The sequence below is a fragment of the Sphingomonas sp. Leaf9 genome, from assembly GCF_001421355.1.
GTDB lineage: Bacteria > Pseudomonadota > Alphaproteobacteria > Sphingomonadales > Sphingomonadaceae > Sphingomonas.
This window is the reverse complement of record NZ_LMKC01000002.1, coordinates 493,873-505,887: the sequence shown is the minus strand read 5'-3', so window position 1 is coordinate 505,887 and position 12,015 is coordinate 493,873. Positions and strand designations below refer to the sequence as shown.

The 12,015-nt window shown below is 64.0% G+C and carries 9 protein-coding genes; 4 read left to right on the top strand and 5 right to left on the bottom strand.

What is annotated here, in order from left to right:
- Nucleotides 1–58 precede the first annotated feature (58 nt).
- From ASE58_RS06360 to hsdR, 4 genes are read right to left on the bottom strand one after another with little or no spacing between them, the layout of a single operon-like run.
- The gene (locus ASE58_RS06360) at nucleotides 59–979 is read right to left on the bottom strand and encodes a restriction endonuclease (protein ID WP_055764252.1); all 921 of its coding nucleotides are present in this window, start codon (nucleotides 977–979) and stop codon (nucleotides 59–61) included.
- Between the two features lie 14 nt (nucleotides 980–993).
- Complete coding sequence (locus ASE58_RS06355) at nucleotides 994–2,460, bottom strand: restriction endonuclease subunit S (RefSeq protein ID WP_055764249.1); 1,467 nt, start codon at nucleotides 2,458–2,460, stop codon at nucleotides 994–996.
- Complete coding sequence (locus ASE58_RS06350; RefSeq protein WP_055764246.1) at nucleotides 2,457–3,938, bottom strand: class I SAM-dependent DNA methyltransferase; 1,482 nt, start codon at nucleotides 3,936–3,938, stop codon at nucleotides 2,457–2,459. Before ASE58_RS06350 ends, ASE58_RS06355 begins: the two co-directional genes overlap by 4 nt.
- 33 nt (nucleotides 3,939–3,971) lie before the next feature.
- The gene (gene hsdR / locus ASE58_RS06345) at nucleotides 3,972–7,373 is read right to left on the bottom strand and encodes a type I restriction-modification system endonuclease (RefSeq protein ID WP_200909302.1); all 3,402 of its coding nucleotides are present in this window, start codon (nucleotides 7,371–7,373) and stop codon (nucleotides 3,972–3,974) included.
- A 218-nt stretch (nucleotides 7,374–7,591) separates the two neighbouring features.
- Between hsdR and ASE58_RS06340 the strand changes: the two genes are divergently transcribed.
- The 4 genes from ASE58_RS06340 to ASE58_RS06325 all read left to right on the top strand — a co-directional run bounded on the left by ASE58_RS06340 (nucleotide 7,592) and on the right by ASE58_RS06325 (nucleotide 10,190).
- Nucleotides 7,592–7,963, top strand: coding sequence for a hypothetical protein (locus ASE58_RS06340; RefSeq protein ID WP_055818894.1), 372 nt, complete (start codon nucleotides 7,592–7,594; stop codon nucleotides 7,961–7,963).
- A 42-nt stretch (nucleotides 7,964–8,005) separates the two neighbouring features.
- The gene (locus tag ASE58_RS06335) at nucleotides 8,006–8,644 is read left to right on the top strand and encodes a hypothetical protein (protein ID WP_055818891.1); all 639 of its coding nucleotides are present in this window, start codon (nucleotides 8,006–8,008) and stop codon (nucleotides 8,642–8,644) included.
- A 64-nt stretch (nucleotides 8,645–8,708) separates the two neighbouring features.
- Nucleotides 8,709–9,560 carry a hypothetical protein gene (locus tag ASE58_RS06330; protein WP_055818888.1) on the top strand — a complete coding sequence of 284 codons (852 nt, stop codon included), beginning with the start codon at nucleotides 8,709–8,711 and terminating at the stop codon, nucleotides 9,558–9,560.
- Nucleotides 9,561–9,665: 105 nt separating this feature from the next.
- Nucleotides 9,666–10,190 carry a hypothetical protein gene (locus ASE58_RS06325; RefSeq protein WP_156347640.1) on the top strand — a complete coding sequence of 175 codons (525 nt, stop codon included), beginning with the start codon at nucleotides 9,666–9,668 and terminating at the stop codon, nucleotides 10,188–10,190.
- A 1,169-nt stretch (nucleotides 10,191–11,359) separates the two neighbouring features.
- Here ASE58_RS06325 and ASE58_RS06320 read toward each other — a convergent pair.
- Nucleotides 11,360–12,010, bottom strand: coding sequence for a BON domain-containing protein (locus ASE58_RS06320; protein ID WP_055764229.1), 651 nt, complete (start codon nucleotides 12,008–12,010; stop codon nucleotides 11,360–11,362).
- Nucleotides 12,011–12,015: the final 5 nt, after the last annotated feature.

Sequence of the window (12,015 nt, the reverse complement as noted above, 5' to 3'; positions counted from 1 at the left end):
CCCAATATTTAGCATCAAATATGCGTCATATCTACTGATGTGTCGCATATTTGATCCATCACTCGTCCGCGAAGAAGTCTTCGTCCAGCCGCTTCACCACGATGGTGCGGCTCACGCGAACGCCGACGCCGTGTTCGATCATTAGTTCGGCGAGGCGCGCGCCGTCGATCAGGACCACGCGCTGCGGCAAATGGCGGACGAACTCGATCGCGGGGGCGCTGAAGCTGGAGGTGGTGACGAACACGCCCTTGGTCGCACCGAAGCCGACCAGGCTGCCGACGAAGCCCTGCACGTCGGGCCGCCCGACGCCGACATGCGGGGCATAGCGCTTCGCCTGGATATAGATGCGGTCGAGGCCCAAACGATCCTCGTCGATGACACCATCCACGCCGCCGTCGCCACTGCGGCCGAGGCTGAGCGCGGCACCCTCATGGCTGCCCCCATAGCCCATCGCCACCAGCAGATCGACGATCGTGCGTTCGAAAAAGGCCGGGCTCTGCGCCAGCACACGCTGTAGCAGTTCGGCCTTCAGTGCCGCGTGGAGGACGCCCTGCGCGGCGTCGATCTGCTCCTCGGGCGTGGCGGTCGCGGTGGCGGCGGCTTCGGCAACCTGTGCCTCGGCGGGCGAGGCCTGCGGGTCCCCGGCATAGAATTGCGCGAAGGCGGGATAGGTCTTCAGCGTCTCGACCGTGATCGTCGCCGGCTGGGTCGAGAGCAGCGCCTTTCCTTCTGCGCTGGCGACGAAGCGGCCGCGTTCGGGACTGTCGATCAATCCCGCCTTGGCCATGTAGAATTTCGCCCAGTGGATGCGGTTGTGCAGCACGCGCTGCCGCCCGCTGGGCAGCATCTCCTCGCGCTCCGCCTCGCTCAGCCCGAGCTGATCGGCGATCGCCACCGCCGCATCGGGCACGCGCGTGACGCTGGTGGCGGCGAGGCGCAGCACCGGCAGCATCAGCGTCTGATAATCGGGAATGGCCATGTTCTCCTCCCCGCTCAGCCCACAGCCTTGCGCGCACGCCCGCGCTTCGCCTTGGGCGCGGCGGCACGTTCGGCGCGGATGCGGTCGAGCAGTACGCTAGCCGGCTCGTCCTTCGGGTCCTGCGGCACCAGCTCGCCGCGAAACGCCTTGGCGAGGATCGCAGCTTCAAGCCGGTCGAGCAGCGCGCGGGCGCGGGCGGCTTCGGCTTCGAGGCGGTCGGCGCGGGCGAAGGTGGCGCGAAGCACCGTCGCAATCTGCCGTTGTTCAGCCAAGGGTGGGATTGGCAGCACCATTCGGCGGAAGGAATCCAAGCTGATTTTCTGTTGGGCCACACCTTTAGTTGCGGCTCTAATCTGCTCCTGCACACACGGAAAACGAAGGCAGAATAGGAGATAATCCGGTTCTGCGAGTTGGCTGTGCGCGCGGAGCTTGATGCAGTCCGCCGTAATGATCGCACGCGCGTCGCCGGTGAAAAGCGCCACATCGCCCGGCGGATCGCCCATTTTGGTCACAAGCAAGTCGCCGCTCTCGACCATATGCGCCTTTAATTTCTCAGCCTTTTCGCCGTTAACATATTTCGCGCCTAACTCGCCGAACTGTTGCGCCCTTACATCTCGCACAAAGACGAGACGCGTTCCCGACTCGCGGTAGTCTGCCTTGACCAAGTCGCTCCCGAACGGACCAATGCCGATCGAATGGGGCGCGTCGGCAGCTATTTCGTCCGGAGAGACTTGCGCCCATGTCTTTGGCAACGCAAAATTGAGGGAAATGCTAACGACCCGCCGGACAGGTTTAGGTCTCTTTGTCCTAAGATCCCTCACCGCATCAAGAGCGTCGGCAGCGCTTGACGTAGCAAGCTGTGCTTCCCTCCAAGACCCAGATAATGAACCGAACTGGGCAAGGCTCAACGCATTTTGCCGCAGGCTTTGAGCTAGCATCGGGATGCGATCAAGATCATCCCGTGCCCTTGCAAGACGGACAGCCAGACCGTCGACTTTCGCGACGATACGCCGTTGTTCGGCTGCGGGGGGCAGCGGAAAAGGTACTCGTTGCAGGGCCACCTGCGGCAGATGCTTGATCGTAGTCCCCGTGAAGAGGTGGGAAAGTCCATCTCTTGCAGCAAGATGGGTGAAAAGCGCGGCGATGTATTCGGCGTTCACTGCGTCAAGCGGCCGGACGCGATGAATCGCCTTTTGGAAAACCAGATCCCGCTCGCCCCCACGCCAAACAGCACACCGTCCCGGCTCGCCCCCCTCACACACGAACAGGTCGCCATCGCGAACCGCCAATTCGTCACGCTCCTCAGCCGTGACTCGCATCTCGAGTAAATCCGAGAGATCGAAGGCACCCCACCGCACATTGACGTTGCGAAGATAGGCGACGGGCTCACCCTTATTCTTGTTCGCGTCGAGCATCTTGCCGAGCTTCGTCGCGGAGACGTCGCCAACGGTCGTCTCAATCCACCCCGTCGGCAACGTCATTCCGCCGCCTCCACGATTACCGGCTCTTCAGTCTCGCTCCCCAATTCTGCCACCAGCGCGCCGATTTCCTCCAGCGCGGCCAGCAGATGACCCTCGATCGCCGCGGCGATGTCCTCGGGCGTGTCGAGGCCGTCTTCGGCGTCGGCGCTGGTGTCCTTGAGCCAGCTGATGTCGAGATTGTCGCCCCGCGCCTCCAGCGCGGCGCGGTCGAAGCGGCGGAAGCGGCCGGTTTCGCCTTCGTCGGTGCGCGCCGCGCGGCCATGCGGATCGTCGCCGAACGCCGCCACGAAGCCTGCGAAGTCGGCGCGCTTTAGCGGGTTGGTCTTGCCATAGGCGGGCGCGCCCGCGCGCATGTCGTAGATCCACACCGCCTGGGTCGCGTCCTCGGCCGGATCGGCTTCGGTCGATCGGGTGAAGAACAGGACGTTGGTCTTGACCCCCTGCGCATAGAAGATGCCGGTCGGCAGCCGCAGGATGGTGTGCAGGTCGCAGCGGTGCATCAGCATCCGCCGGAGCGCCTTGCCGCGCCCATCGTCGAACAGGACGTTATCAGGCACCACCACCGCCGCGCGGCCGCCGGGAGCGAGCGCGCGGATAATGTGCTCGACGAACGGCAACTGGTAGGAGGAGACGCGGTCGGTGATGGTCAGGTCGTCACGCGTCGGCGGCCCGCCCGCCGGGCCGAAAGGCGGGTTGCTCAGAATCAGGTCGGCGCGTTTGAACGCCGCCTCGCTGCCGCGCGGCGACAGCGTGTCGCCCAGCACCAGATCGGTCGGGTCGATCTTGTGGAGGTGCAGGTTCATCAGCAGCAGGCGGAAGGTGTCGGGGACGTTCTCGATGCCGCGAAACGCTTCGCGCAGCTGGAACGCCTGTTGCTTGGGCGACAGCTCGAAATAGTCGTCGGTGCCTTCGCGCATATGGCGGTCGGCGGCGATCAGGAAGCCGCCCGTGCCCGCCGCCGGGTCCTGAATCACCTCGCCCGGCTGCGGCTGCATCAGCGCGACCATCACGTCGATCAAGACGCGCGGGGTGAAATACTGCCCTGCCCCGCGCTTGGTCTCCTCCGCCATTTTCTGCAGCAGGCCTTCATAGGCGTCGCCGAACGCGTCACGCTCGGCGGAAAACCAGTGCAGCCCGTCGATCGCGTCGATCAGGCGGCGCAGATTGGCCGGCTCGCGCACGATGGTCGAGGCGTTCTGGAAGATGGCGACGACCGAACGGTCGGGGACCTTGGCGGGATCGCCCAGGTCGATCAGCGCGCGCTTATAGACGGTCAGCAGCTCCGCCTCGTTCGCCGCCTTCAGCCGAGACCAGCGATAGGCCTCGGGAATGCGGCTCTCGTCCTTTTGCTCCGACGCCATCTTCAGGAACAGCAGATAGGTCAGCTCGGTGACGTACTGCTGATAGGTGATGCCGTCCTTGCGGAGCATGGCGCAGAGCCGCCACAGCTTGTTCACCAGTTCGGCGGAGGGGTTCACGGGGCGTCGTCCTTTGTCGTCAATTGGGGCGGATCAGGCCGCCTGGTCGGTATCGCGGCTATCCCAGATGGCGACGTTCAGGTCCATCAGCACATCGCGCAGGTGGTGGTCGAACTCGCGGTCGATCGCGTCGAACCCGCCATTCTGGGCGAACAGCGGATCGGACAGGATCGCGGGATCGCCGACCGGCTGCTCCTTCAGTGCGCGGCCGATGCGTTGCAGCCAGCGGCGCTGGGTCGGCGTCCAGTCGCGGCTCGCCAGGATACGCTCGACCCCGCTCTCGACGCGGGTGGCATAGGGGACCAGCGGATCGCCCAGCGCCGCCTGCCGCACGAACCCGATGATGTGCGCGGCGATGTCGGCATTGCGGACGCGGCCATAGGCGGCGCGCAGATGGCTTTCGGAAAAGCCGTGCGCATCGAGCAGGACAGCGATTTCCTTCAGTTCGGCGCGGGTCAGGTCGCGCGGCCGCTGCGTCGCGGCGATCAACGCGGGCACGACGTTCATTTGGGACCGGACATAGGCCTCGAAACTCTCGATATAATCGGCCGGGCTGGCATGGTCGGGGAAGACATCCTCGACGCTGACCGGTTCGTCGTCATGGCCGGAGATGAAGACGCCGGGATCGGTTCGCTCGCGTGGCCCCTGGTCCAGAATGTCGATCAGCAAGGGATGCCGCTCGAACAGCGCCAGCGCCTCGGCGGGCGTCGCGTCGCGCAGGCGATTGGGCAAGGCGTCTGGCGACCCCAGCAACTGCTCGATCCGCTCCCGCGCAGATGAAGCGAGTCGAGGCAGCCGCTGGCGCAGCTTCACCACGATCTGGTCGCGGACGAAGGCCTGATCCTCCTGCGTAGCGCGCGCCAGATCACCCAGCAGCGTGGCAAAGCTCAGTGCCGGATCGACCACCACCGGCCGCATGTCGGTCACATCCTGAAGATCGGTGTAGATGTCGACCGCGTCGAAGATGCGGAAATGGGTCTTGCCGATCTCGTCGCATCGCCGGGTCGCCCGGCCGATCATCTGGTCGTAGAGGATACGGCTGTTCACCCGCCGCACGAAAACCAGGTTGGTGATCGCGGGCACGTCGATGCCGGTGGTCAGCAGATCGACGGTGACGACATATTTGGGGCGCGGGTCGTTCTTGAACGCCTTGATCCGCTCCAGCGGGCGATCGACCGTGCCGGTGATCTTTTCGACCAGCCCGCCGGGCAGCGCGCCATATTCCTCGGTCAACGCCTTGGCGAGTTCGTCGACCAGGATGTCGGCATGGTCGTTGCTGACCGCGAAGATCAGCGTCTTGCCCGGCTGGTCGGGCGGGCATTCCTGCGCCACCGCCTGCGCCACTGCACGGTTGAACGCCTGGGTTAACACCTTGCGATTGAACGCCGCGACCTCGAAATCGACTTGGTCGGGCAGCGTCATCAGCTCGATCTCGCCAGTCTGGCGGTCGACGATCTCTACCTCGTCGCCCGCGTCGAAGCGGATCCCGGTCTGGCTGAGCGCGGTGGTGATCCGGCGCGGCGGACGATGGTCGATCAGCCATCCGTCGATCACCGCCTGCCGATAGCCATAGCGATAGACCGGCAGGCCGAAGATCTGCGTCGTGTGCAGCGCGGGCGTCGCGGTCAACGCCACCGTCGCCGCGTCGAAATAGTCGAGCACCCGGCGATAGGCGGACAGATAATCGTCGAGATTGCGGAAGCCGAGATCCTCTTCGCGCAGCTCGGCGTCCAGCGTGTAGCCGCGATGGGCCTCGTCGACGATGATGAGGTCATAGGTGCCAGGCGTCGGGCGCGCTGCATCGGGATCGTCGAACAGGCGGCGGATCATCGCCTGCACGGTCGCGACCTGCACCCGGTCGACGGCTTCTGGCAGCTTCTTCTCTAGATCGGCAACGCCGAACACCTGGTCAAATTTCAGGAAGCCGCTGGTGTCGGTCACGCTCATGGCGTCAAGCGTCTGGCGACCCAGCGCGCTGCGATCGACCAGGAACAGGATGCGGCGGAAGCGATTGGCGCGCAGCAGCTCGTACATCAGCGCGATGGCGAGGCGCGTCTTGCCCGTGCCCGTGGCCATCGCGACCAGCATGTCGCGCCGACCGGCACGGATCGCGTCCTCGACCGCGGCGATCGCGTCGCGCTGATACGGGCGCAGGCCGGCGACCCCCAGTTCCTGATCGGCGACATGCGCACCGGCCGGGACGATCGCCTGTGCCAGCCGCTCCTCCAGATCGCGCGGACTGAACCATTCCGGGAGCGCACGCGGGACCGCGCCCGGCGTGCGTGCATCCCAGAACCAGATGCCCGATTTCGTCGCCAGTTGCTTCACATAAGCGCGCCCGTTGGTCGCAAACAGGAACGGGACGCGATAGCGGTGTTCGCCGTCCAACCACGGACCGCCGCCCGGCAATTCGTCGGGCGTCAGCGCGATATCCTGGGCATAACGCCGCGCCTGTCCCAACATGGCGGGGACGTCGGTCTTCTTTTTCTTCGCCTCAACGACACCGATGCAACGGCCGTCGATGAACAGCGCATAGTCGACCCGCCCCTTCTTCGTCGGCCATTCGGCGATCGCCATCGCCTCGCCATAAGCAGGCCGGGCACCGGCGGCGTGGGTCAGCGTCTCGCTGTCGACGGTCCAGCCGGCAGCGCGCAGTTTCGCGTCGATGAGAACGCGGGTGGCGTCCTCGTCCAGCTCCACCTTCTCTGCCGCGCGCGATGCCGCCGCGGACAGCAGTTGCATGTCTTGGGTCGGCGCCGCCTGTGCCTCGGCTCGGATCGCGGCCAGTTCTTCACGGGCCTTGGCCAGCGCAGCTTCGGTCTCTGCCGCATAGTTTTCCCAGAACGCGCGCTGCCGCTGCTGCTCGTCGATCGATGCCGCCAGTCGTTCCCGTTCCGCCTCGGCATCCTGCGCGCGCAACCGGGCCTGCGCCTCCGCGTCATGGCTGTCGGCAACCGCGTTGCGTAATCTGGCAAGTTGTTCGCGCAACGCGGCATCGGCGTCTGCTGGCGCAATCGGAGGCACGAACGGACCGGGATCGAAAGACGCCGCATTCCGATAGGTGCGATGGTACCAGACACCGATCGCGCTCGCGAACTTCAGCGCGTTCAGGGCATCGCTTGCGGACCCGCGGTCCTCATGGGCAGCGGCATTGCCCCAGCGCCTGATCTGGAACAGCAGGTCCGCAACCTGCTGCGGGAATATATTGCGAGCCTTTCCCTCGCGCAGCACCTCGTCGAAGGTCGCCGACGACGAAGACGACAGGCCATGGCGCGCTAGAACCTGTTTCGACAGCGCCTCGCCGAACAGTCGCAGTTTGAGCAATGCGGCCGGCGGATCGGAACGGAAATAGCTCTCCGCCAGTGCGCCCAGCCGCGCCAACTGGCCATCGCGGGCTGCCAGAAAACCGAAATTGCCGCCCTGCTCAATATCCACATCTGCTTGTTAGCACGGCCCGCATCGTCTTCAATCATTGACGAAATGGATAATCGCGCAGAGCAAGGCGGCGATGCGAGGTTCCGGTGCGCGCCAAATTTGAGCGATTACCGTATCGGCAGCATCGAAAAGAGCGCCGGTAGCGCTGAACTGGAGGGAAGGCGAAGCGAAGGTTCTGAAGAGAGGAAAATGAGAGTTGGCACCCGCCGGCTCTGCCCTTGATCGGGATCTTCACCGTCGACCGGCGCTGCCGGCCCTTCCCCACCATCCGTGATCCTCACCCCAACCGCTTCGCGCGGTTTCGGCTGAGGGTGCGCGCCTGGAGCACAGCACACATGCGTCCTATACCTATCATCGCCTTGGCGAGCGTGGCTCGCCTCGACGGCGGCCATCGTCTCAATACCAATCGGCGAATAAATGCCGACACGATCACCGCGGTCCAGCACATCATACGCCGCCTCACCCAAGTGATCCCCTTCGGCCAGAGCATCGCTACGGCCCTCCGCCCCTACTCCGCCGAGTGGCTGGTCGGATCCGATCACGCTGCCGTCCAGCTCCATATCGCGGACATGCTGCAAGCCGTCGATTGATCCAACCCGGCTGCATTGCGGCCAATCCAAAAGGAAAACACCATGTCTCTCATCGACCTGTCGATCGAGGCGCGAGGTTTCGCGCCCTCGTCGATCGCACTTGCCGTTCGTACCATCGGCGCCTGTCCCGCTGCCGGACACCGGCCAGATGCTCGCATCCTATGCGGGGTCGGCATGCTCACGGTTACCCCGGATAATGACGACTACCGCTTTGTCGGCGACGCTCGCTGCCTTGGCGAGGACGACACCGTCAACGACCTGATCAACTGGCTTGAGCAGCGCATTCCCGCGGACGGCGTTATTATCAGTTGGGACAATTGGGGCAGCGTTCCTCGCCGACTACAGGCGCTCGCGGATCTGACGCAGCATCCGCGGATCCTTTCCGCCGCTGGCGACACGGCCGGGCGGTGGCGCAACATGCCGCGCGGGCACACGTGGCATGTCCGTCAGGCGCGTGCGCCTCATATGCCGTGCATCTGCGGCCCGGGCACATCCGTCACCAAATGCGACGCGGCCATGCCGACCGTCCTGCTGCCGGATCCGGCAACCACCGCCGTGGAACTGATCAACGAGGCGGTGGCCGGGTGGCAGTGCTGGGCAAGATTGTTCGGCGATTTCGATGACGCCAGTCACCCTGCACAAGCCGCGCTTCGCGCCCTCGACCGCTGGCGCGCCAATTAGCCCGGTACCCGCTGACCTTTCCTTTCCTCGACACGCGGGCGCGACAGCCCGCCGGAGAACAACCATGCACCACGACCTGACCTCGCTCTGGAAGAGCAACACGCCCCGCTTCGTCGTCGTTCTCGATGCCGAACTCGCCTATGACCATGAAGCGCACGCGCGTTACCAGGCGGCCGAACGCTTCCTGCCCGCCGATGCCGCGCATCTTTCTCCACGCGAAATGCGTACCGATCCGCGCGTGACGCCGCGCTGGCCCTGCCACCGGATCACGACACTGAGCTGGCTGGTAATGACCGAGGCTGCGGACGGCCTGCGCCCGGTTCGGCTGGAAACGCGCGGTCTGCCGGAACAGGATGAAGCCGCTGTCCTGAAAGCCTTCTTCGCCGATATGGAACAGCTCGGCCGTGCCCAGCTAGTGACATGGGGCGGGTTCCACTCCGACCTGCCGCAGATCCTAATCGGGGCGATAGATGCCGGGCTGCGGTTGCCGGCAAGCCTAGCCGGCCTGCTGTCGCCATGGCGGCGTGATGTTTCCGGGCACGTCGATCTTTGCACCGAGATGTGCGGCGGGGCCGCACCAGCCCACCTCGCCGAGGTAGCCGCCCGGCTGGGCATTCCAGCGAAGCTGACCTGCCGGCCGGACCTTGTTTCCCAACTGATGCAGGACGGCAAATGGTCGGCGGTCCGCTCGGTCTGCGAGGGCGACGTGCTGGCCACAGCGGCGCTATTGATGCGCTGGCGCCATCTGACCGGCGGCACCACTTCCGTGCTGGAGGCGACGCGGCGGCTGACCGGCTTCGTCGCCGAGCACTGCACCCATCGGTCTTACGCTGCCGACTGGGGACACTTTGGCGACCGCGTGCTTCACGACGTCATCGCGACTGAAACCCTCAAGCGCGAACTGCTCGCTCCCTGAGCCCAGACCAGAACCTGACAGAGAAAATACGCTCATTGAAGGGCGGAAAACAAGAAGATCGGCGCGTGGCTCTGCCTGCGCCGATTACAATCAAAGGCAATGAATATGATCGAACGCACGCCTCAGCAGCAGGCAGCCAACCTCATTATCGCTACCGGCCATCTGTTGATCGGCTCATCCGGCCGGCAAACCGACCTCGGTGAGAATCTTGCGGTCATCGTCGGCCCATCGATCCACCCCGTCAATTTGCTCCATTGGACCAATTGGGTTCGCAATTCGCGCCGGAACATCATTTACATGTCCTTTCCAGAGGATTGTGATGGCGTTCCCAATGTCGCGCTGGTTTTCGTCGACGAGGACGACCGTGCCTTTGTCGCGGAACACTGCTGGCTCTGGCTGCCGCAAAGCGGCGGCCGTTGCTGGCTCATCCCTGATGGCGAGGGTTGGGGCGCATACCGGCTCGACGCCGACCTGAACCTTCGCCACCATCCACGCGCCCCGGCGCGTGGCGAAAAGGCGATGCGCGACGGCTGTATCCGGGCCTATCGGTGCTTCGCAGACATCCTCGATGAGCAGAACACGAGCAGCGTCGAACTACCGTTGCCGGAGCGACTGCGTACCGCAGCATAATACAATCATCAGCCTCGTTGGCCCGTAAGATGCGCCTACCAGCAACGCGGACGAGGCTGTTATGACGTCTGGCGGTCAAGTGGACGATATCATCTAGGTGTCAACCGTTTGATAGTCCGCTTACGACCAAAATTGGCCGTCCGCGTTCACTCCGGCAAATGTCTGGTTCCGACAGTAGCCGCCGTTCGCCCTGATCAAACCACGAGACCGGAACACGCCGAATGGACGACCGTCTGCGCCGCCTCCAAATGTTCGGCGGCGAACTGGCATGTCGGAACTTTTGTGGACGGCGAAATTGCCGCTATCAGGAAGGCCGGAAGCGGACGTTCGTTCAGCCTGAACTGATCGGTTGGCGTTGGTAAATCGCAACTGCAATTTAGCATGAAATTTCGGGAGTTTAGCCCACCCGCGCGCCATGAACCCGATCGCTGGTCGCGGACGATCGCGTGGATGGCGTCGGCTTCGCCAAGCCGCTAGATCGCGACGAGTGACCTACCGGTGCGACGCCAGACCTCATTTATTGAGCCCAAGGGCGCCTCCGCCCCGTTTGAATGTTTCGACAGTACGGCACGATCGTAAAGGTAGCCGAGCGCCAGGACCTACAGGCGTGGGCTTTGTTCGGGTGCGTGTGGCGCGTGGCACGAATGCTCACCTTCAAATCTTGAGCAGGCAGCGTTCAAGATGCCCATGTTTAACGTCCCCGCGAAGGCCGCAGATAATCGCGCGCAATGTCGTTGGACAGGTCGCTGCGATCCGTGGATCGTGACGCCAATGGTACCCTGCGAGCGCGCGGTGGCGGCGGTCCTCGAGAAGACGTGTACGTTTTAGGGCCGCGCCGACATTCGGCGCATCGCCGAGCCGGCGAGCATCAGCTGGCGCGGTGAAGCGCTGGGTGTCGGCGCGGCATATCACCGTGACAACGCTCTCCATGTTAAAGGACCCCACCGTCTGCCTCCGTTGCCGCAGCGCGAAACCCCAGCGCAAATGCGCTAAGTGACTGCGAATGCCACTGCGCGCAGCGGTTTCGTGCACTTGGTCTTGGCGCTGCCTGCTCGCTCAAAGCTCAACATTTGATTTGAACACGCTACATCCGGCACGACCGTTTCCGGGCCTTCTCATCCGCAACTATCCCGCCTTAGCAACGGGCCGGGCGGGATAGTCTGTGCTGATCAGGCGACGATCAGATCATTCTCGACGGATGTGGCACCAGGAGCCGCCCACGCCGTCGATGCAGCGGTTTTCCGCTCGGCCAAAGATCCGACGGTTCCGGTAAGCGTCACGCGGCCACCCTGCGCCCGGACATGCACGTTTTCCTCGTCGAAAAACCACGAGCGGTGAAGCGCATGCTGAATTTTGTCACTAAGTCGGCCGGTATCGACGTGGGACTTGATCGTGATCTGGTTGGAGATCCCTGCCACGCCCATGAGGTTGCGGAGCTCGCGTTCGGCCGCCTCTTTTTGATAGTGCCAGTCGACTTCGCCGGTGAGCGTCAGCCAACCCTTTTCTACTTTTACCTTCACGACGTCGCGCGGGGTTCGAGTGTCCCAGGCAAGCCGATCCACCGCGGCCTTTGCAATGTCGGCATCATCGCGGGTTATCAAAAATGGGAGCCGGACCTCGATTTCCTCTGCCACAGCCTTCACGCCCTTGACGCGCCCTGTTGCCATTTCGGCCGCATGCTTCTGTCCGTAGCTCTCGACATGTCCGGTCAGGGTGACCGTGCCGTTGTCCGCAGTTACACCGATATGTGCGGCGGTAATGCTCGGCTCCCACTTCAGTTCGGCAAGTACAGCCTTTTGCAGTTTATCGTCATGCGACATGATGT

Excerpts from the sequence above, each read along its gene's own strand:
- ASE58_RS06360 (WP_055764252.1), bottom strand. The coding sequence starts at position 979 with ATGGCCATTCCCGATTATCAGACGCTGATGCTGCCGGTGCTGCGCCTC.
- ASE58_RS06355 (WP_055764249.1), bottom strand. The coding sequence starts at position 2,460 with ATGACGTTGCCGACGGGGTGGATTGAGACGACCGTTGGCGACGTCTCC.
- ASE58_RS06335 (WP_055818891.1), top strand. The coding sequence starts at position 8,006 with ATGTCTCTCATCGACCTGTCGATCGAGGCGCGAGGTTTCGCGCCCTCG.
- ASE58_RS06330 (WP_055818888.1), top strand. The coding sequence starts at position 8,709 with ATGCACCACGACCTGACCTCGCTCTGGAAGAGCAACACGCCCCGCTTC.
- ASE58_RS06325 (WP_156347640.1), top strand. The coding sequence starts at position 9,666 with ATGATCGAACGCACGCCTCAGCAGCAGGCAGCCAACCTCATTATCGCT.
- ASE58_RS06320 (WP_055764229.1), bottom strand. The coding sequence starts at position 12,010 with ATGTCGCATGACGATAAACTGCAAAAGGCTGTACTTGCCGAACTGAAG.